The following is a 19,640-nucleotide window of genomic DNA, read 5'->3' as shown; positions in this document are numbered from 1 at the left end:
GAAAATAAAAAGAAAATTTACCGAAACATTTCATTTGTGCTATAATCAAGGGGAAGTGACATCATGGAAAGAAGGATATCATGAGTTTAGAACAGTTAGAGCGGAAATCGCTCCAAGAAATCAATCAATCCGTCAAGGTTCCCAAGGGAACTTCTTTTTGGAGGACCTTGTTATTATTTTCAGGTCCAGGGAGCCTAGTAGCAGTGGGCTACATGGATCCTGGGAACTGGATCACCAGCGTTGTTGGAGGGGCTCACTATCGTTACTTGCTCTTGTCGGTGGTTCTCTTGTCTTCCTTGATTGCCATGCAATTGCAACAGATGGCTGGGAAACTAGGGATTGTCCATCGGAAAGATTTGGCCCAAACAACAGCGACGCATTTGCCCAAGTGGCTCCGCTATATTCTCTGGATAGTGATTGAATTAGCCTTGATGGCGACAGATTTAGCAGAAGTCATTGGTTCAGGGATTGCACTCCATTTGCTATTCGGATGGCCCTTGCTCTTTTCTATTTTGGTCACCATCCTGGATGTCTTCCTCCTCCTTGGACTTATGCACTTAGGTTTTCGTAAGATTGAGGCTATTGTCTCCACCTTGATTTTGACCATTCTGGGGATTTTTATCTATCTTGTGGTCTTATCAAAACCAGATATAGGTGGAATTTTTGCGGGGTTTATTCCCCAAAAGGAAATCGTAGGCATTGGTCTTCCTAAAGGATCACAAGCCTTGACGCTAGCTCTGGGGATTATTGGTGCAACCGTCATGCCTCATAATCTCTATTTACATTCTTCCATTTCACAAACACGCAAGGTCGATTATGAGGATCCTGCAGATGTTCGTCGGGCTGTGCGTTTCATGACCTGGGACTCTAATATTGAATTGACCCTGGCTTTTGTTGTCAACTCACTCTTGCTGATTCTCGGAGCGGCCCTCTTTTTTGGACACGCAGAAGAAATTGGAGCCTTCTCTAGTATGTATGATGCCTTGCAAAACAATGCCATTGCAGGAGCTATTGCAAGTCCTTTTCTGTCCACCTTGTTTGCTGTTGCTTTGTTAGCAAGTGGTCAGAATTCAACAATTACAGGAACTCTAACAGGTCAAATTGTCATGGAAGGTTTTCTTAAATTCCGCCTTCCTCAATGGCTTGTCCGCCTCTTTACACGGATGTTGGCCCTCACTCCTGTCCTGATTGTCGCCTTTCTCTTTGGAGACCAGGAAAGTGTTCTAGATGATTTGTTGGTCTATTCTCAAGTCTTCTTGTCTCTGGCTCTACCATTTTCAATTTTCCCCTTGGTTTACTTTACCTCCAATAAAAAAATCATGGGAGAATTTGTCAATGCAAAATGGAATACTTATTTAGCTTATGGAGTAGCTACTCTTCTGACTCTTTTAAACGTCCAACTCATTGTGACGACGCTCTTTAAATAAAAAATCAGCTTTGTCGGACGGGGAAAACATGCTATAATAGAAGGGAAGTTCCCATCTAGCTAGAAAATGGGCAGAAGTGGGCAGTAAAAACTAAACAAGAGGGCCTAACCCCTTGATACGAAAGGAATCTCGAAAATCTTATGATGAATATGCAAAATATGATGAAGCAAGCACAAAAGCTTCAGAAACAAATGGAACAAAGTCAGGCAGAATTGGCGGCTTCTCAATTTGTTGGCAAGTCTGCTCAGGACTTGGTCGTCGCTACCTTGACAGGTGATAAAAAGGTGGTATCCATCGAATTTAACCCGGCAGTAGTAGACCCAGAAGATACAGAAACTCTTTCTGATATGACCGTTCAAGCTATCAATGCGGCAATCGAAGAGATTGATGCGGCAACCAAGAAAAAATTGGGAGCTTTTGCTGGTAAATTACCATTCTAAGCATACAGAGAAAACCTCTATCGATGATAGAGGTTTTTTAGTCGTTAAAAAAATTGGAGAGGTCCAATCCACTAAAAGGAGAGGTAGAAAAGGATTCTTGTTCGGTTAGGAGTTGCCGGGCCCGGTCTGATTCGAGAAAGGCTTCATAAACAAGAGCAGTCATCCGGGCATCTTCTAGACTATCATGCGATTTTCCAGCTACTCCTAAAAACTGAGCAACTGTATGGAGCTGCAAGTTTTTAATCCCATGGAGGTCAGAAGGGCGGCGTTTAGAAGCTTCCTCAAAGACATCAACAGCATATTGGTCTGTGAACTCTAGCCCATTTTCCGCTAGGATAGGGAGGTCACTCTTGATGGCATTGTATCCAATGAGGGGACTATCTGCAACAAAATCTCGGAACTCCGCTAGGACTTGCTCGAGTGGGGGAGCTTGGAGGATTTTATCAGATGTGATCCCGGTGAGGCCATTGATAAAGCTCTTTAGTGGTTTATCCGTATAGGCATAGGAATCATAGTGGGCAACTTCTTGGCCATCTGCAAAGCGGACAGCAGAAACTTGGATAATGTGGTACTTTCCTTCAAATTGATTAAATTCTAAATCAAAGGAGACATAGTGGCTTAATTCTTTCAAGGGAACTCCTTCATCTATTGGGTGTTTTTGGATTTTCTAATTATTGAGGGGAGGCAAAGGCATAGAAAAAACTGACCGAAGTCAGTTTTTAGCGACCAAAGACGCGTCTCCAGAAGCCTTTACTCTCTTGTTCTTGAACCTTTTCATTGGCTTGATCTAATTCTAATTTCAATGTTTCACGGTCATTCATAGCCTGAAGGGTTAGCTGTTGTTGTTGGTCGAGCTGTTTGTCTTTTTCAGCGATCTGAACATCTTTGACACGCAACTGCTCATCCTTTTTAGCTAATTGCTCATCTTTAGATTTTAGCTGGTCGTCTTTTGATTTTAGTTGTTCGTAGAGACGAACGATTTCAGCATTCTTCTCGTCGACTAGAATCTCCATTAGTTCCCGTTGCTTGACATCATCACTGACAGGCTCGTCTTCAAAGATGGTCTTTTTGTAGATTTCTTCTAGTTTGATTAAGCCACTACGGGTTACGACGGTAACTCCCTTATCATTTTTTTCTGTATCTTCAGGATCTAGGGCCTTGACACGGTTATTGACCGCTTGGCGACTAACTCCTAGAATTTCAGCAATTTCGCTGACTGTTTTTTCGATAGCCATAATATCCTCTAAACTCTTTTTCTATGAAATACTCTCTTAGATATTATCATAAGTAGGCAAGGCTGTCAAATCAAGCAGGCGAATGAACGACTGGAGAAAAGGCTGTAATCTCTCAATCCATTTCAGGAAGGGTTAGGCTGGAGTTGGCCAGATCAATGGTGAGTTGGTAGTCCGTTTGGTCGCGGACAGTGATCTCGAAATCGGTTGTATAAAGGACAAGGCGAAGAGTAGTCCCTTTTTCCAGCTTGTAGATGGTTGGTTGGAGCTCAAAGTCGAATTCCATCCATTCCCCTGGGGTTACAGGTTCGACTTGTAAAAGATCATGACGGTTTTGAAGGTTGAGATACCCCTTTGTAATTACTCGTTGGCCGGCTTCCTTGAAGGGCAACTCGGTCAAGTTGTCTAGCATATGGTAACGACCGTTATCAAGGGTACGGACGGATAGGACGGCTGGATAAGGCTGGAGGTACTTCTTGCTTCCTAGCTCCATCAGTTGGGCTGAGAGCAAGCCCTTGTCAGTGCTAGATTGGAGCCGTAGGTGAAGGCGAGCTTTTCCGTTGAGGTGTAGGTCTTTTTCTATCGGAAGATCAATGGTCACTTGCTGGGCCTTATCTTGGTAAAGATCGGTTAAGAAGGTTGGATAGGCCTTGCCATAGCGCTCATAGTCTTCTGTAGCATAGCGGTTTTGGATAACTTTTTCACTGTCACCAAGAGAGAAGGTCCGCCGAGCTGTTTGGCTGCCAAAATCTTCTAAGCTAGTCCAGCTTTGCTCTCCTGTATTGTCCTGCCAGATGACAGTTGGCAATTCATAGCTTGAATCGTAGCCCAGTAATTTTTTAGAAAGTAGGGCATTCATGCTTTCACGGAAGTCAATGGACTGCCAGTTGTTGAGGTAAACATGGGCACCATTGTGGTAGAAGAGGTGTTTCCTGATGTTTGCTGGAAGAGCCTGGAACATATTATAGACATGAAGGGGTTTGACGTTCCAGTCTTGCGAACCATGGGTGAAGACGACTTCAGCCTTGACTTTGTCTGCCTGGAGGAGGTAGTTACGGTCGTGCCAGAACTGGTTGTAGTCCCCTGTTTTGCGATCTATTTGTTCCTTGAGCCGTCCCAAATCAGCGACATGGGCTGCATGGTGGCGGAGATAGTCTCCAGCCCGAAGGGCACGTGAATAGGTCAACTCAGCGAGCGAATCAAAATCCTCTCCAGGATAGCCACCAGGACTTGTGACAAGGCCATTTTCGCGGTAGTAGTTGTACCAAGAAGAGATACCGGCTTCTGCGATGATGACTTCTAGGCCATCAACCCCTGTGGTAGCCAGTCCATTGGACATGGTCCCTAGGTAGGATAAGCCCGTCGTAGCAACCTTGCCGTTAGACCAATCAGCCTTGATTTGGCGTTGGCGACTATGGTCTGTGAATGCACGACAGCGTCCATTGAGCCAGTCGATGACATTCTTGTAGGCCTCGATTTGGCGGTAATCCCCGTTGGTCATCAAGCCTTGGGAGTCCTTGGTCCCTAGACCAGAGACGTAGAGATTGGCAAAGCCACGGGCGAGAAGGTAGTCATTGAGAGTATAACTGCTGTTGATATGAGTGAGGGTTTCTTCAGCCTCAGAGACCAGTTGAGCTTCTCCAACTGGGTCAACGATTTCGAGCGTGGGTTGACTGACTTGGATGCTTCTTGCTTCTTTTTTCTCCAGGTCCACATTCATATTATAGAGCGCCTTGTCACTGGCCTTGTCATTGGTTCCTTGGTGATAAGGGCTGGCAGTCATAACAGCTGGAATCTGACCTTGATAGCGAGGGCGAATAATATTGACTTTGACCAGATCCGGAAGACCATCTTGATCGCTATCAATCCGACTTTCCACATAGACCACCTCACGGATCACATCATGGCAGTTAAAAGTGGCTAGACTTTTTCCGTTGAAAAAGTGGTAGCGATTGTCTTCAGGGATCAAGCTATCACTGACCAACTGCTCGATTAGTAAATTCCCTTTGACTGTTCGAGTGTTGAGGAGGTGATAGAGATTCTCTACCAAGTTTCCATATTTAATCGGAAATTGGACTTCTTTCAAAAAGCTGTCCGTATCTTCAAAGTCAATAAAATAGTGGAAACCGAGCAACTGGAGAGCTACTGTGTAAAAAATCTCCGGCGACCATTCGCGGTCAGATTGGAAATAGCTCAGGAGATCTGTTTCAGCATCCGCCACTAGGTTAGAGAGAGGATAATCTGTATTTTTGTAGGTGAAATAAACCTTGCGAACAAACCATTCAAACAGTTCTTTCTCTGTAAGATGAAGGGGAAGGTCAAACCCGATTTCTTTCAGTTCCTTTAGAATGTCTGCTTGGTCGACTGGTAGATAGCTATATTGATTGAATTTCATAGGATGCTCCTTTTATCAGCTTCACTGTTTCTTTACTTCTTATATTATACGTGATAAAATAGTATTTGTCTAAAGACCTTTGATCTCTGAAGGAGGGTGTCATGGTGAGAAAATTATCTGTTGAAGAAGTTGCAAGAAGACGGACTTTATTGTTTGGGGTTCTTGCCGTCATTTTTGGGATCCTCATTTTTCGAAACGGTGTTGGTTTCACAAAATTTTCCTTGGATCTATTAGCCATTTACTTTTTAGTTGATGGACTAGGAAGCTTTCTTCTTCGCTTTTTGTTACGTAGCAAGTCTATTTCCTATAGCCACTCTATTTGGTTTATTTTTCTTTCACTTGCGTTGATCTGGTTGAATCGACTGAGTAGTCTGCCCGTAAACTTAGTTGTGATTTGTTTAGGGGCATATCAGTTGGGGAGTGCCATTGTCTATGGGATCACATTTTGGCTTTATAAGGCCAATCGGGTAAAAGGAGGCTGGCTCTATTTATGGGATGCGCTTTTAAACGGTGGGATTGGTCTAGCAACTGTCTTGGAACCTGGTTCAGATGGGCACTTCCAATTTATCCTCTTGGGGGCTTATCTGGTCTTGTTGGGGATTTCTAATATTCGAGATGGTATTTTATTTGACAAAGACCAACAAGGCCAAGAGTTAAAACGTCGCTTTCGTATTAGCCTACCGGTTATCTTTGCAGCCTTTATCCCTGCTAAGGAGTTAAAACGGTTTAACCAGTTTCTTCAAAAAGGGAGCTCGGCGGGACACACAGGCCCTTATCGATTGGTGAAAAAAGAAGAAGAGGCAAGGGAATTAGAAATTTTGGTTCATACTTCTGACAGCAACTTATTTGGAGCGATTGGGCATGTAGATATTTGTTATCAGGGGAAGGTCATTTCTTACGGAAGTTACGATCCCTTTTCAGAGCGTCTATTTGGGACGATTGGGGATGGCGTACTGTTTAAAGTGGATAAGGAACCATACATCGAACTATGTAAAAAAGAGAGTCAAAAGACGCTGTTTGGCTACAGCCTATCCCTTACCGAAGAAGAGAATCAGGCAGTAGAGAAGCGTCTAGCTGAAATTGATCAGTTGTTAGAACCTTGGGATCCACCTAGTAGGTTACTGGAAGACGGTCAGCCGACCTACGCTTACAAATTGAAATATGATTTAGGGGCTGAGCTATATAAATTTACTTCTTCGCGTTTTAAATCTTACTTTGTTCTGTCTACGAATTGCTGCCTGTTAGCAGATTCCATTGTGGGACAGGCGGGAACGGCTGTATTAGATGTGCGTGGAGTGATTGCACCAGGGACCTATCAGGATTACTTAGAATACGAATTTGAAGCTCCAAACGGGCGGGTCCATACACGAACAGTATATTAAGTAAAGAAAGACAGATTCAAAATTTTGAGAAATCTGTCTTTTTTGCACAAGATTTCTTGTAAAAAAAAAGAAAATCTTTTAAAATATAAAAGACTTGGAGGAATTATGTGCATAAATAAGATTAGTAGTATTTCACCCGTATTAAAAACAAACAATCGAAATGTCAATCAAGAATTTTTTGAAAAGGTCTTAGGAATGAAAACCCTGTTGGAAGATGGGGCTTTATTATCCCTTGGAGATCAATCGAAGACAGACCGCCTCTATTTAGAGGAATCCCCTAGTATGAGAACCCGTAAGGTTGAGGGACCAAAACGCTTGGCTTGCTTAAAGATTCGCGTGACCAACCCGCAAGAAATTGAGTGGCTTCTGGCTCGTGGTCATCAAGTTGATCGCCTCTTCAGAGGGGAAAATGGCTATGCCTTTGAAGCTCTTTCGCCAGAAGGAGATCGTATCTTGCTCCATGCGGAAGAGCAAGTGGACAGTTTAACTGAAATTGAGGAAGTTCCAGATTTTCAAGCGAATGAAGAGTTTACAACCTTGACGGAGTTTTTCGTAGAAAAGATAGTTCTTCGTGTACCTAATGTAGAGACTTCTACAGCTTTTTATCAACAACTACCTGGCTTAGAAGAGTATTTAGACTTAGAAGCATCAGATGGTCCGGACCTCACACTAGCTAATGGACAGACTTGGGACCTTTGTCAGGTCAAGGTCATTCTAGAGCCATTTGTAGCAAGTGAAGTGGCCTCTTGCTTTGGAGATCAGGTGACTTTTGTACCAAAAAGGCAACAATTTGTCTTGGTTGAGGATCCAAGCAAGATTGAATGGTGGTTCGAAGCCTAAGCAAGTCTTTGGCTGATTGAAATGAGTGAAGAAAAATGGAAAAAATCATCCAAAAAATTCAAGAGCAAATAGGAGCAGGCATCTACCCAGGTGCCTCTCTTGCGCTCTATCAGAAAGGAAGCTGGCAGGAGTATTACTTGGGACTAGCTGATCCAGACAAGCAAGAGCCAGTTATTCCTGGCTTGACCTATGATTTGGCCAGTGTGAGTAAGGTCGTCGGAGTTGGAACGGTTCTTGCTTTTCTGGTCCGACAAGGGCAAATTGATATCGATCGTCCCTTAGCTTCTCACTATCCGGATATGGAGCAGGCAGAGGTGACCATCCGTCAGCTTTTAACCCATACTTCTGGGCTGGATCCTTTCATCCCTAGACGAGATGACTTGGATGCTGAGGGCTTAAAAGAAGCCCTGCACCGTTTGAAGCTCAAGGACAATCGCCAGTTCCACTATACAGATGTCAATTTTCTTTTGTTGGGCTTTCTTCTGGAGAAGTGGTATGGTCAGGATTTGGCCCAGATTTTTCAGGAGCAAGTCTTTGCACCTTGGCAAATGAAGGAGACTACTTTTGGCCCGGTTTCTCAAGCGGTGCCAACCCTTCGTGGCGTTCCAGCTGGTGTCGTCCATGATCCGAAAGCGCGTGTGCTGGGAGTCCATGCTGGAAGTGCAGGCCTGTTCTCGACTATTAGAGATATGGAAATTTTCCTGGAGCATTATTTACAGGATCCTTTTGCAGAGATTCTATCGCAGAACTATGCCTTAGAAGAAGGGAAGACGCGCTCTCTGGCCTGGAATCTGGAAGGAGACTGGTTGGACCATACAGGTTATACAGGAACCTTCCTTCTCTATAACCGCAAGCTCCAATTGGCGGCTATTTTTCTATCCAATCGGACCTATGAAAAAGATGAGCGGGCTCAATGGATACTAGATCGAAATCAACTGATGGAGCTCATCAAAACAGAAATGGAAGTGGCCAGTAAAAATCCTTCCTAAGACGGAGAAAGAAGCGTGGTTTAGCCATCGCTTTTTTTCTTTTTTTATATTAAAATGGAAGGAGAGAGGATTGTATTAAGCAATCTATAGCAGAAAGAACGAAGATAACTGAGAGACATATGACTAGATCGATAGGTGTCGGACAAGCACATAGCAAGATTATTTTAATAGGAGAGCATGCGGTTGTTTATGGCTATCCAGCCATTGCCTTGCCCCTCCTTAACATTCAGGTCACTTGTCAGATTGTACCTGCGGAGCGTCCGTGGGTCCTTTTTGAGAATGATAGCTTATCTATGGCCGTTTACGCTTCTTTAGAGCATTTGGGGATTGAGGAGGCGGCTATCGCTTGCCGGATTGACTCCATGATTCCGTCCCAGCGGGGGATGGGGTCCTCGGCTGCTGTCAGTATTGCGGCAATTCGAGCAGTCTTTGATTACTTTGGGCGAGATTTGAGTCAAGAGACTTTGGAAATCTTGGTTAATCGAGCGGAAATGATTGCCCATGTGAATCCAAGTGGGCTGGATGCCAAGACCTGTCTCAGCGATCAGCCGATTAAATTCATTCGAAATGTCGGCTTCAGTGAATTAGAGGTTAATTTGGGTGCCAAGCTGGTCATTGCAGATACAGGTATCCATGGCCATACCAAAGAAGCCATTCAGAAGGTCAAGGAGTTGGGAACAGCAGCCCTCGCTAGTTTCCATGAAATCGGCCTCCTCACCGAGCAGGCAGAAAAAGCTCTTGCACAAAAAGATGCTCCCACCTTGGGACGTATCTTAACAGACTGCCATCATCATTTGCAGGCAGTGGGAGTGAGTTGTCCAGAAGCGGATCAATTGGTGGAACTAGCCTTAGGGAGTGGAGCCTTGGGAGCCAAGATGAGTGGTGGTGGGCTCGGTGGCTGTATCATTGCCCTTGCTGCAGACCAGGAACAAGCAGAGATGATCGCAAAAGAACTAAGAAATAAAGGAGTGGAGGAGTTATGGATCGAAAACCTGTAAGCGTGAAATCGTATGCCAATATCGCCATTATTAAGTATTGGGGCAAGGAAAACAGTGAAGCAATGGTGCCATCAACTAGTTCCATTTCCTTGACCTTGGAAAATATGTATACGGAGACTCGACTTAGTCCTTTGGGGCCTGAAGCCAAGTCCCATGCCTTCTTTATTGATGGGGTCTTCCAGAATGAAGCGGAGCAGGCCAAGATTGGAGCAGTCATCGACCGTTTTAAACCAGAAGGGGAGACAGGCTTTGTGCGGGTTGATACCAGCAACAATATGCCGACAGCTGCAGGACTTTCTTCTAGTTCCAGTGGCTTATCTGCCTTGGTAAAAGCCTGCAATCGCTATTACCAACTGGGAATGACGCAGGCAGAACAAGCTCAAGCGGCTAAGTTTGCCTCCGGTTCGTCTTCTCGTTCCTTCTTTGGCCCCTTAGCTGCTTGGGACAAGGATACTGGGGAAATTTACCAGGTGGAAACGGACCTCAAACTGGCTATGATCATGCTAGTGTTAAACGACCAACAAAAAATTCTTTCTAGTCGGGAAGGGATGAAACGGTGCACGGAAACCTCTACCAATTTCCAAGAATGGATCCGCCAGTCAGCCCGGGATTACCAAGATATGCTGGGTTACCTGAAGGACAATGATTTTGAAAAAGTAGGGGAATTGACCGAACGGAATGCTCTTCTCATGCATTCTACAACCAAGACTGCAAGTCCAGCCTTTTCCTATTTGACGGATAAGAGCTACGAGGCCATGGAGTTCGTGCGCTCTCTTCGTGAAGAAGGGAAACGTTGCTACTTCACCATGGATGCAGGTCCGAATGTGAAGGTTCTCTGTCTAGAAGAGGATCTGGACCAATTGGTTCCACTTTTTGAACAAGACTACCGTATCATTGTCTCCAAGACCAAGGATTTATCCCATGAAGATTAAGAAAGAAGTTCGTGCAGGTGGGAAGCTGTATGTCGCTGGGGAATATTCTGTATTAACTCCTGGACAAACAGCGGTCATTCAGTTTATCCCTATTTACATGCAGGCAGAAATCCAACCAGCCCCTATGTATCGGATTCAGTCGGACATGTTTTCCTTTGTGGTTGATTTGACTCCGCAGGCAGACTATGCATTGATCCAAGAGACCGTGCATCTGATGAACGCCTATCTCCAGTCACAAGGAGTAACACCTGTTCCCTTTGATTTACATATTTGGGGGAAATTTGAGCGAGAGGGTAAGAAATTCGGGATTGGTTCTAGTGGAAGTGTCGTCTTGTTGACTCTCAAAGCCATGGCAGCTTTTTATGACTTTCTTTTGTCAGCAGACTTGCTCTTTCGCTTGGCCTGTTTGGTGTTGATTCGGCGTGGAGACAATGGCTCTATGGGAGACCTAGCCTGTATTGCCTATGAAGGCTTGGTTAGCTACCGATCCTTTGACCGACGTGCACTAGCTGAACAATTACAAGATCAGGATTTAAACCAGGTCTTAGCCCTTGATTGGGGCTATGAAATTCGGCCCCTTGCCCCTCAGTTGGCCTACACTTTTTTGGTGGGTTGGACCCAAGAACCTGCTATTTCAAGAGATTTGATTAACCAGGTTCGTTCTGCGATTGGCCCAGTCTTCTTAGAGGGGACGGAGCAGGCTGTGCAAGACCTCTTAGTTGCCTTTCAAGAAGCAGACCGAGACTTAGCCTGGTCCTCTATCCGTCGAGCTAGTGACTTACTTCTATCTCTGAGTGGGTTGATTTATACCAAAAAACTAGCCCAATTAAAGAGGGCAGAAGAGGGGCTAGAGGTCATCGCAAAATCCAGTGGTGCTGGAGGAGGAGATTGTGGGATTGCCCTCGCATTTGAGGAGGCTGATGCCCAAGAGATCGTCAGACGCTGGCAAGAAGCAGGGATTGATTTATTATATTCAGAAAGGATGGGAGAGTATGACGACCAACCGAAAGGATGAACATATTCGCTTGGCCTTGGAGCAGACTCCGGGTTACAATAGCTTTGATGAGGTTGAGTTGATTCATTCCTCTTTACCAAGTATTGATTTAGATCAGGTCGATTTGACGACTTATTTTGCGGGTCGTGATTGGCAATACCCTTTTTATATCAATGCCATGACAGGCGGTAGTGCCAAGGGGGGAGAAATCAATCGAAAGTTGGCCCAAGTGGCAGAAGCCTGTGGCATTCTCTTTGTGACGGGTTCCTATAGTGCAGCCCTAAAGGATTCCCAAGATGAGTCTTATCGAGTCAAGGACCTTTACCCGGACCTTCTCTTTGCGACCAATATCGGGATCGACAAACCGCTTGAGCTAGGTTTGCGGACCATTGAGGAGACCCAGCCTCTTTTTCTCCAACTCCATGTTAACCTCATGCAGGAGCTTCTGATGCCCGAAGGTGAACGAAGTTTTAGAAATTGGCAAGAGCATTTAGCAGACTATGCAAAGCAACTTCCGGTGCCCTTGGTGCTAAAAGAGGTCGGTTTCGGTATGGATGCCGGAACCATCCAAAAAGCCATTGAACTAGGTGTTGGGACCGTTGATATCTCCGGTAGAGGTGGTACCAGTTTCGCCTATATTGAAAACCGTCGGGGAGGCAATCGTTCCTATCTCAATGACTGGGGACAAACAACTGTCCAAGCCCTACTTGGGGCTCAACCACTGATGGATCAGGTTGAGATTCTTGCCTCTGGTGGCGTTCGTCATCCCTTGGATATGATCAAAGCGCTCGTTTTAGGAGCCAAGGGGGTCGGTCTTTCTCGGACCATCTTAGAACTGGTAGAGACAAAGCCGATTGAAGAGGTCATCGCCCAAGTCAATGGTTGGAAAGAGGATTTACGCCTGATTATGTGTGCTCTTTCTTGTCAGACAATTGCCGATTTAAGAAAGGTTCCCTATCTTCTCTATGGCCGTGTAAAAGAAGGGTACGAACAAATCTCTTCCATCCATGATTAACTTCAAGAAACTAGCAAAAATCCCTCCGTTTACACGGAAGGATTTTTTAGTTATTTTGACGAATTTTCTCTAAAACAGCTTGAGCTTTTTCTAGGTTAAAGGGTCTATCCTCTAGCAGGGCTTGCACCACGGGAGCTACCTCTGACGGAGTAGCGCCAGCAAGCAGGGCGAGTGACTTAGCATGAAGTTTCATATGCCCATGTTGAATGCCGGTGCTGACCAAGGCCTTAAGCGCAGCAAAGTTTTGCGCCAGGCCAACGGATACAATAATCCGTGCAAGAGTCTGGGCATCGGGATTTCCAAGTAGTTCATGAGCCACCTGAACACTTGGATTGAGTCCGATGGAGCCTCCCTTGGTAGCGATGGGCATAGGAAGGGTCAGCTGACCTTCTAGGACTTGCTGTTCTGGATGATGGATCCAACTAGATAGTCCTTGAGCTTGTCCTGTGAGGCTAGCATAGGTATGGCCACCTGCTTCAATCGCGCGCCAGTCATTCCCAGTTGCTAAGACGACAGCATCGATGCCATTGAAAATGCCCTTGTTGTGAGTGGCTGCTCGATAAGGATCAACAGCCGCTAATTGACTGGCCAGAGCCATTTTCTGAGCGATTTCGGCAGCTTCCTTGGGATCGCGACTGAGAAAACGGTAGTCTATCTTACACCTGGCAGTGACGAGAGCATCTGTCGCTAGGTTGGACAAAATAGCCATTAAGCCTTGACCCCCGGATAAGTCTTCTAAAGGGTCGACCAGGGCTTCTAGCATAGTATTGAGCATGTTAGCCCCCATGGCCTCTTTGGGATCAACGGACAGGTAGCAAATGAGAAAGTCCCCTTTCTCCTCAATCCAGAGGTTTCGTGCACCTCCTCCCCGTTTAACGATGGAAGGATAGGCTTGATTGGCCAGCTGGAGAAGGTCTTCTTTAGCTCCTGTAATCGCCTGAATGGCCTTTTCTTTATTGCTCACATCATAGAGAGCTACTTGCCCAATCATTTGGCGCTTGTGAACCTGGGTCTGAAAACCGCCTGAACGCTTGATTAGGCCTGCAGCGTATGAGGAAGCGGCAATGACAGAAGGTTCTTCCGTCACCATTGGAACCTGGACTTCCTTCCCATCTATCTGGAAGCCGGGAGCCAGACCAAAGGGTAAGGCCAAGGTGCCGAGGACATTTTCGACCATTTCATTGGCAAGAGAAAGGGGCAATGTTTCATTGTCCCTTAATGTTTGTAGCCCTTCTTCTGAAAGGAGTCCAGCCTGAGCCAATTTTTCGATACGCTCTGCTGGACTTGCTTTTGAAAAACCAGTTAATTTAACCATGGTGTTCTACCTTTACATAGGTTCGTTGGTGTTCGTTGATTTCTGATAAGGCATAGGTTTGATTTTGGTAACCTTGGAAGGTTTGATTGCCTTCAGCATCTAATTCAGCTTCTTCGAAGAAGATTTTTTCATATTCAGCAATGGTAAGAGCTTTTCGCTGGTCCAACTCTGCCAAACGGTTTGGATGGAGCATTTGCTCAAATCCTTCAACCAAGTGAGCGCTAAAAATCTCAGCAACTGCGCCACTTCCGTATCCATAGAGGGCAATCCGGTCGCCAGCAACCAGTTGAGGTTGATTCTCTAAGAGAGAAAGCAAACCTAGGAAGAGGGAACCCGTATAGATATTCCCAACCTTTTGGCTGTAGAGAATCGATTGTTCAAAATTGTATTGCAATTGGGCTTGTTTCTCAGGAGAAAGACTCTTGTCAAGAATCTTTTTTAAGCCCTTAAGAGCAAGCTTCGGATAAGGTAGGTGGAAGCAGACCGCCGCAAAATCATCCAAGGTCAAACCAGTCCGTTTTTGATACTCTGTCCAAGTTGTTTTCAAGCAATCCAAGTACTGTTGAGTTGAATAGATTCCATTGACAAAGGGGGTGCTTGAGTAGTTGGGGCGCCAGAAATCCATAACATCCCGGGTTTGAGCCACATTATCATCGTTGAATGCTAGGATACGTGGGTTCTGCGTCACCAACATAGCGACAGCTCCAGCTCCTTGCGTCGGCTCTCCAGGGGTGTCGATTCCATATTTTGCAATATCACTAGCAATGACCAAGACTTTGCTTTGTGGGAATTTTTCAACATGGAGTTTAGCATAGTCCAAAGCGGCCGTTGCAGCATAGCAGGCTTCCTTCATCTCAAAGCTCCGGGCAAAGGGTTGGATACCCAGAAGTCCGTGAACGAAAACAGCAGCAGCCTTACTCTGGTCAATTCCTGACTCAGTCGCCAAGATGACCATATCGATTTCTTCTTTTTCTTCTTCGGTTAAAATACTATGGCTGGCACTTGCTCCAAGTGTGACGATATCCTCTGTAATAGGGGCAATACTCAGTTCTTTCAATAAAAGCCCTTTACTGAGTTTTTCTGGATCTGTATTTCGAGCAGCCACAAGCTCACTTAAGCGCAAGACATACTGGCTGGTCGCAAATCCAATCTTATCAATACCGATTGTCATAAATAACCTCTTTTAATTTGATATCTACTAGTATATTTCGTTACTATTTTACCATATTTGAGAGCAAAACTCCCTTGAAAAAGCCAGAACAGTATGGAAATCATTCTTAGGACCGAGTTGGACAAGGGGATTGTTTGAAAAAGAGAGGAGGAAAATCAAAAAGAGGCTGGGACAAAAGTCCTAGCCTCTCAATTGTCTTTGGATTGTCGAGCAAGACGCAGTGGTCGAGTGCTCAAAGCACTGCTTTGAGGTGGCGGATAGAACTTGCGAATCAAGTATCCTAAGTCTTTGTTCGCTTTTTAAGCTTCAAAGATGCCCTATGTTGACGGAAACTATGTTTCCTTTATCTGCAACCTTCAACAGTCTCCCAGACTGTTGAAGCTGTGCGGAGGTGGGACAACGAAATCGAATTCTAACGAATGACCGATTTCTGTCCCACTCTCTTTCAACTGTTAGGCTTGCTTATCCTTCTTTGGGTTGCTCATGATTCGTATGAAGAGTTCTTTGCATTTATCTCTTAGAACTTTTTCGTAGAAGACGAGTATAGCGATGTCTGCAATCAGAAAGATTAAGGTCAGATAGAACAAGTCAAATGAATTGCGTGCATAGTTAGTCGCTTCTAGATAGGAGGAAATCGCTCCAAGAATCACCCAAGGAAGATACTTGACATACTTTTGTACCATCATGCAACACCTCGCATCCTTTAAAGAATTTGTTTTTTCACCATTATTGTACTCCTTTTAAGCGAAAATGCAAGCGATTACATAGATACTATTTGAAAAACCAATGCTAGTTGGCATTGGTCATTTTTCTTTTTTGATGGCGTTGGTAAGAATGGTAGAGTTTCAAGACGACAGACCCACTAGCCATCCCGATGGAGATGACCAAGGCCAGAATAACAACCAGGGTTACACTGGTCACTGCTTGTTGATATTGTCCACTGACAAAGAAGGAAGTCGTTCGATAGGAAATATATCCGGGAACCAAGGGGGCAAGAATAGCCAGCATAAAGACAACAACTGGTGTCTTTAGAACGATACTTAAAATCTGACTAATACAGGAGCCAACAATCGCTGCGATAAAAGTCGCGATGATGACATTGGTAGGTCCTTTCAGAATATAGTAAAGCAACCAAATGGCCATGCCTAGAATGCCTCCCGGGATGAGCATAGAACGTTGCACGTTGAGGACGATTAAAAAGGTGATGATGGCAATCAAACTAGCCACCGCTTGGATTAAAAAGTCTGTTAGGTTCATTATTTTATTTCATAAGGACTAGGGCGACGGTCGTTCCGGCACCAAGGGCAAGAGTAATGAGGAGAGTCTCAAAGAGTTTACTCATTCCAGAATTGAGGTGGTTGTTCATCAGATCTCGCACCGCATTGGTCATGGCGATTCCAGGAACGAAGGGCATGACACAGCCAGCAATGATGAGATCGGTATTGGAAGGAAAACCACTATAACGCGCCCAAATATGGGCTAAAAAGCCAAAGACAAAGGCTGCCGCAAAGGCTGTCGCAAAAGGAATACGAACATATTTCTCAACCACTATAGAAAACGCAAAGGCAAAGACGGTCGCAATACCTGCTCCAATCGCATCATAAAAATTCCCGCCAAACATAATGGAGAAAAAAGGAGCACTAAGAGTTGCCGCGATGGTTAACTGCAGATTGGTGTAAGGGACTGACTTTTGTTTCAATTGGATCAAGGCTTGGTAGGCTTGTTCTAGATTGATGTGGCCAGAGACTAATTGGCGAGAAATCTGATTGACATCACAGACCTTCTCGATATTATAATTGGTTCGCAGGATCCGCTTCATCCGTGTGATATTGGCATTTTCGATTGAAAAGAAAATAGCGACTGGCATCGCTAAGGCATTGCAATCATCGATTCCTTGAGAATGAGCAATCCGGATCATGGTATCCTCCACCCGATGGATTTCAGAGCCACTCTCTAAAAGGAGGGTTCCTGCCAACATGAGGACGTCAATCACGCGGTCCATATCTTTAGACGCTTCCATTGTTCTTCCTGTTCTGTTAATAGATTGCTTCCATTATATCAAAAATTCGCTGATTTGTACTAGAGTTGCCACAGATTTAGTCAAGATAGGACAAGAAAAAACCAGCCGTTTCCGACTGGTTTGAAAGATCTATTTGAATCTTAGCTCAATGCATCATCCATTGAAAGAACTTCGTGGAAGACACGTTGTGTCAATTCAGTTTTTTGTTCTGGAGTAAGGTATTTGGTGTTTACACAGTATCCAGAGATACGTACGATAACATCTTCACCACTCATGATCTTTTCGTAAACGTCTGACAAGTCCATAACGTTCAAGTTAACGTGTTGTCCACCGTTTTCAAAGTATCCATCAAGGATGGTTACCAAGTTGTCTACTTGTTCGTCACGAGTTTTACCAAGCGCACGAGGTGATACTTGAGTTGTCAATGAGATACCGTCAGCTGCATAACCAAAGTCAAGGCTAGCAAGTGAGTTTAAGTTTTGCAACCAACCACCTTTCGCTTTGTTAGATGGGTTAGCACCTGGCGAGAAGAATTCCAATTTAGACAAGTTCACAGAACCATCTTCGTTGAGGTATACCCCTTTGTGGACTGGAGAGTTACCAGTTTGTTTAGAGTAAGCAACGTTAGAAGTGATAGTAAGAAGTGAAACTGTCGCTTCAGCGTTCTTGTAAAGTTTGTGGCTGCGAAGACGAGTAGTGTAAGCTTCGATCAACCATTCTGCCAATTCGTTAGAACGTGGGTCATCTTCACCCCAACGTGGGTATTCACCGATTGTTTCGTAATCGTAGATGTAGCCATTTTCGTCACGGATTGGTTTAACTGTAGCGTACTTGATAGCTGACAATGTATCAACAGTGTTAGCAAATCCACAGATACCGAATCCCATGTTAGCGCGTTGGTGAGTTGGCAAGAAGGCCATTTGAACTGCTTCGTAGTTGTACTTATCAGTCATGTAGTGGATGATGTTCAAAGCATCTACATAAGTGTCAGTCAACCAGTCAAGTGATTTTTCGAAGTTTGCTTTAACTGATTCGAATTCAAGAACTTCGTCGCGGATTGGTTCGATGTCAAATACTTTGTAGTCTTTATGAACATCGTCGTAACCACCGTTCAAACCAGTAAGAAGAGCTTTAAGAACGTTTACACGAGCACCGAAGTACTGGATGTTGTGACGTTGTTCTTCGTTTTCTGGGTCAAGTGGAGATACACAACATGAGATACAGCTCATTTCACCGTATCCGTCTTTAGCCATTGTTGTAACACCTTCGTATTGGATAGAAGAGTGTTTGTGGCTCATGTGCATACAGTAGCGACGGAAGCTATATGGCAATTTATCAGTCCAAAGAACGGTCAAGTTTGGTTCTGGAGAGTTACCGATGTTGTCCAAAGTGTTCAAGAAACGGAAGTCCATCTTAGTAACACGGTGACGTCCGTCGTTACCCATACCAGCCATTGAAGTTGTGATGAAGGTTGGGTCACCTGAGTACAATTGGTCGTAAGCTTTTGTACGAGCAAATTTAACAGTACGCAATTTCATAACGAAATCGTCAACGAATTCTTGGATTTCAGACTCAGTGTAAGTACCACGAGCCAAGTCACGTTCAGCGTAGATATCCAAAACGATTGGCACACGTCCAAGAGAAGTAGCAGCACCGTTGATCACACGGCAGACAGCCATGAAGGCGATGTTTGTCCATTGGATTGCTTCTTTTGTATCGAAGGCAGGACGACGTACGTCTACACCATAAAGGTCACCCAATTTAACAACTTCTTGAAGTGCTTGGTATTGAAGGTTTACTTCTTCACGAAGACGGATTGATTCTTCATCGATTTCAGTGATTGCGTTCCAGTCGTTTGCTTTTTCAGCCATCAAGTAGTCAGCTCCGTAAAGGGCCAAACGAGCATAAACCCCGATGATACGTCCACGTGAGTAAGCATCTGGAAGACCAGTTACTGTGTGAGCGTGACGTGCACGACGGATGTTTGTAGTATAAGCACGGAAGATACCATCGTTAACAGTTGTTACATATTTAGTGAAGATTTCATGCACAGCTGGATCTGGCTCAAATCCATTTTCTTTCAAAGTAGTTTCCGCCATACGGATACCACCACGAGGCATGAAGTTCAATTTGAACAACTCATCGTTTTGGATACCGAAGATGACTTCGTTTTCTTTGTCAATGTATCCAGCTGCGATATCAGCGATAGAAGTTGGACGAGTATCGTATGGGAAACGAGTTTCTTCGTAGTGTGCTTTTGTTTCTTCAACAATCTTCTTGATGTGAAGAGAACGTTCAGTTGGTCCAGCTAGGAAGCTTTCGTCTCCATCATATGGAGTGTAGTTAGCTTGTACAAAGCGTGAGACGCTGGCTCTTTCTTTCCAGTCTTCCCCTTGGAAGCCTTCCCAGGCTTTGTCAAAAATATCTTGTGCTTCAACAACTGTTTTAACAACCATGTTTAAATCCTCTTATATCTTTCTAGCAACAAAT

18 protein-coding genes are annotated in these 19,640 nt (G+C 44.6%); 9 read left to right on the top strand and 9 right to left on the bottom strand.

Annotated elements, in window-relative coordinates; all coding sequences use genetic code 11:
* Positions 1-80: 80 nt before the first annotated feature.
* Together DW930_RS06275 and DW930_RS06270 are read left to right on the top strand one after the other, a co-directional pair.
* Positions 81-1,427 (top strand): Nramp family divalent metal transporter, encoded by a 1,347-nt coding sequence (locus tag DW930_RS06275; RefSeq protein WP_123159585.1) that lies wholly within the window; start codon positions 81-83, stop codon positions 1,425-1,427.
* Between the two features lie 140 nt (positions 1,428-1,567).
* Positions 1,568-1,867, top strand: a complete 300-nt coding sequence (locus DW930_RS06270; RefSeq protein ID WP_048690824.1) for a YbaB/EbfC family nucleoid-associated protein — start codon at positions 1,568-1,570, stop codon at positions 1,865-1,867.
* Between the two features lie 37 nt (positions 1,868-1,904).
* On the opposite strand, the gene DW930_RS06265 is transcribed toward DW930_RS06270, so the two are convergent.
* The 3 genes from DW930_RS06265 to DW930_RS06255 form a co-directional block, all read right to left on the bottom strand.
* Positions 1,905-2,498: a 3'-5' exonuclease gene (locus DW930_RS06265; protein WP_123159584.1), complete on the bottom strand. Its 594-nt coding sequence runs from the start codon at positions 2,496-2,498 to the stop codon at positions 1,905-1,907.
* A gap of 88 nt (positions 2,499-2,586) precedes the next feature.
* The gene (locus DW930_RS06260) at positions 2,587-3,102 is read right to left on the bottom strand and encodes a DUF536 domain-containing protein (RefSeq protein WP_120701585.1); all 516 of its coding nucleotides are present in this window, start codon (positions 3,100-3,102) and stop codon (positions 2,587-2,589) included.
* A gap of 112 nt (positions 3,103-3,214) precedes the next feature.
* The gene (locus DW930_RS06255) at positions 3,215-5,494 is read right to left on the bottom strand and encodes a Xaa-Pro dipeptidyl-peptidase (protein ID WP_120701586.1); all 2,280 of its coding nucleotides are present in this window, start codon (positions 5,492-5,494) and stop codon (positions 3,215-3,217) included.
* A 101-nt stretch (positions 5,495-5,595) separates the two neighbouring features.
* Here DW930_RS06255 and DW930_RS06250 point away from each other — a divergent pair, with 101 nt between their 5' ends.
* The 7 genes from DW930_RS06250 (at position 5,596) to fni (ending at position 12,644) form a co-directional block, all read left to right on the top strand.
* A complete protein-coding gene (locus DW930_RS06250) occupies positions 5,596-6,876 on the top strand; it encodes a DUF308 domain-containing protein (RefSeq protein ID WP_023024458.1) in 1,281 nt (426 codons plus the stop codon).
* 105 nt (positions 6,877-6,981) lie between these two features.
* Entirely contained in the window at positions 6,982-7,716 is a 735-nt protein-coding gene (locus DW930_RS06245) for a CppA N-terminal domain-containing protein (RefSeq protein WP_023024457.1), read from the top strand.
* Positions 7,717-7,751: 35 nt separating this feature from the next.
* The gene (locus DW930_RS06240; protein ID WP_023024456.1) at positions 7,752-8,705 is read left to right on the top strand and encodes a serine hydrolase domain-containing protein; all 954 of its coding nucleotides are present in this window, start codon (positions 7,752-7,754) and stop codon (positions 8,703-8,705) included.
* A 119-nt stretch (positions 8,706-8,824) separates the two neighbouring features.
* Entirely contained in the window at positions 8,825-9,703 is an 879-nt protein-coding gene (gene mvk / locus DW930_RS06235; RefSeq protein WP_123159583.1) for a mevalonate kinase, read from the top strand.
* The gene (gene mvaD, locus DW930_RS06230) at positions 9,685-10,635 is read left to right on the top strand and encodes a diphosphomevalonate decarboxylase (RefSeq protein WP_123159582.1); all 951 of its coding nucleotides are present in this window, start codon (positions 9,685-9,687) and stop codon (positions 10,633-10,635) included. The genes mvk and mvaD overlap by 19 nt, the downstream gene beginning before the upstream one ends.
* On the top strand, positions 10,625-11,650 hold the full coding sequence (locus DW930_RS06225) for a phosphomevalonate kinase (RefSeq protein WP_123159581.1): 1,026 nt from the start codon (positions 10,625-10,627) through the stop codon (positions 11,648-11,650). The genes mvaD and DW930_RS06225 overlap by 11 nt, the downstream gene beginning before the upstream one ends.
* Positions 11,628-12,644: a type 2 isopentenyl-diphosphate Delta-isomerase gene (fni, locus tag DW930_RS06220; protein ID WP_123159580.1), complete on the top strand. Its 1,017-nt coding sequence runs from the start codon at positions 11,628-11,630 to the stop codon at positions 12,642-12,644. The genes DW930_RS06225 and fni overlap by 23 nt, the downstream gene beginning before the upstream one ends.
* A 46-nt stretch (positions 12,645-12,690) precedes the next feature.
* On the opposite strand, the gene DW930_RS06215 is transcribed toward fni, so the two are convergent.
* From DW930_RS06215 to pflB, 6 genes are all read right to left on the bottom strand, one after another.
* Positions 12,691-13,959, bottom strand: a complete 1,269-nt coding sequence (locus DW930_RS06215; protein ID WP_123159579.1) for a hydroxymethylglutaryl-CoA reductase, degradative — start codon at positions 13,957-13,959, stop codon at positions 12,691-12,693.
* Entirely contained in the window at positions 13,952-15,130 is a 1,179-nt protein-coding gene (locus DW930_RS06210; protein WP_123159578.1) for a hydroxymethylglutaryl-CoA synthase, read from the bottom strand. The genes DW930_RS06215 and DW930_RS06210 overlap by 8 nt, the downstream gene beginning before the upstream one ends.
* A 452-nt stretch (positions 15,131-15,582) precedes the next feature.
* Positions 15,583-15,813 carry a hypothetical protein gene (locus DW930_RS06205; RefSeq protein ID WP_042507528.1) on the bottom strand — a complete coding sequence of 77 codons (231 nt, stop codon included), beginning with the start codon at positions 15,811-15,813 and terminating at the stop codon, positions 15,583-15,585.
* Between the two features lie 106 nt (positions 15,814-15,919).
* Positions 15,920-16,387 (bottom strand): threonine/serine exporter family protein, encoded by a 468-nt coding sequence (locus tag DW930_RS06200; protein WP_123159577.1) that lies wholly within the window; start codon positions 16,385-16,387, stop codon positions 15,920-15,922.
* A 4-nt stretch (positions 16,388-16,391) separates the two neighbouring features.
* Positions 16,392-17,150 (bottom strand): threonine/serine exporter family protein, encoded by a 759-nt coding sequence (locus tag DW930_RS06195; protein WP_123159576.1) that lies wholly within the window; start codon positions 17,148-17,150, stop codon positions 16,392-16,394.
* A gap of 140 nt (positions 17,151-17,290) precedes the next feature.
* Entirely contained in the window at positions 17,291-19,606 is a 2,316-nt protein-coding gene (gene pflB, locus DW930_RS06190) for a formate C-acetyltransferase (protein WP_123159575.1), read from the bottom strand.
* Positions 19,607-19,640 lie beyond the last annotated feature (34 nt).

Source organism: Streptococcus sp. AM43-2AT, from assembly GCF_003603405.1.
Taxonomy (GTDB): Bacteria; Bacillota; Bacilli; order Lactobacillales; family Streptococcaceae; genus Streptococcus; species Streptococcus ilei.
Note: the sequence above shows the minus strand (reverse complement) of the source record. Positions and strands in the feature narration are given on the sequence as shown.

What these genes read in the sequence shown, in the direction of transcription:
- DW930_RS06275 (WP_123159585.1), top strand. Translation starts at nt 81, where the DNA reads ATGAGTTTAGAACAGTTAGAGCGGAAATCGCTCCAAGAAATCAATCAA.
- DW930_RS06270 (WP_048690824.1), top strand. Translation starts at nt 1,568, where the DNA reads ATGATGAATATGCAAAATATGATGAAGCAAGCACAAAAGCTTCAGAAA.
- DW930_RS06260 (WP_120701585.1), bottom strand. Translation starts at nt 3,102, where the DNA reads ATGGCTATCGAAAAAACAGTCAGCGAAATTGCTGAAATTCTAGGAGTT.
- DW930_RS06255 (WP_120701586.1), bottom strand. Translation starts at nt 5,494, where the DNA reads ATGAAATTCAATCAATATAGCTATCTACCAGTCGACCAAGCAGACATT.
- DW930_RS06250 (WP_023024458.1), top strand. Translation starts at nt 5,596, where the DNA reads ATGGTGAGAAAATTATCTGTTGAAGAAGTTGCAAGAAGACGGACTTTA.
- DW930_RS06245 (WP_023024457.1), top strand. Translation starts at nt 6,982, where the DNA reads ATGTGCATAAATAAGATTAGTAGTATTTCACCCGTATTAAAAACAAAC.
- DW930_RS06240 (WP_023024456.1), top strand. Translation starts at nt 7,752, where the DNA reads ATGGAAAAAATCATCCAAAAAATTCAAGAGCAAATAGGAGCAGGCATC.
- mvk (WP_123159583.1), top strand. Translation starts at nt 8,825, where the DNA reads ATGACTAGATCGATAGGTGTCGGACAAGCACATAGCAAGATTATTTTA.
- mvaD (WP_123159582.1), top strand. Translation starts at nt 9,685, where the DNA reads ATGGATCGAAAACCTGTAAGCGTGAAATCGTATGCCAATATCGCCATT.
- DW930_RS06225 (WP_123159581.1), top strand. Translation starts at nt 10,625, where the DNA reads ATGAAGATTAAGAAAGAAGTTCGTGCAGGTGGGAAGCTGTATGTCGCT.
- fni (WP_123159580.1), top strand. Translation starts at nt 11,628, where the DNA reads ATGACGACCAACCGAAAGGATGAACATATTCGCTTGGCCTTGGAGCAG.
- DW930_RS06215 (WP_123159579.1), bottom strand. Translation starts at nt 13,959, where the DNA reads ATGGTTAAATTAACTGGTTTTTCAAAAGCAAGTCCAGCAGAGCGTATC.
- DW930_RS06210 (WP_123159578.1), bottom strand. Translation starts at nt 15,130, where the DNA reads ATGACAATCGGTATTGATAAGATTGGATTTGCGACCAGCCAGTATGTC.
- DW930_RS06205 (WP_042507528.1), bottom strand. Translation starts at nt 15,813, where the DNA reads ATGGTACAAAAGTATGTCAAGTATCTTCCTTGGGTGATTCTTGGAGCG.
- DW930_RS06200 (WP_123159577.1), bottom strand. Translation starts at nt 16,387, where the DNA reads ATGAACCTAACAGACTTTTTAATCCAAGCGGTGGCTAGTTTGATTGCC.
- DW930_RS06195 (WP_123159576.1), bottom strand. Translation starts at nt 17,150, where the DNA reads ATGGAAGCGTCTAAAGATATGGACCGCGTGATTGACGTCCTCATGTTG.
- pflB (WP_123159575.1), bottom strand. Translation starts at nt 19,606, where the DNA reads ATGGTTGTTAAAACAGTTGTTGAAGCACAAGATATTTTTGACAAAGCC.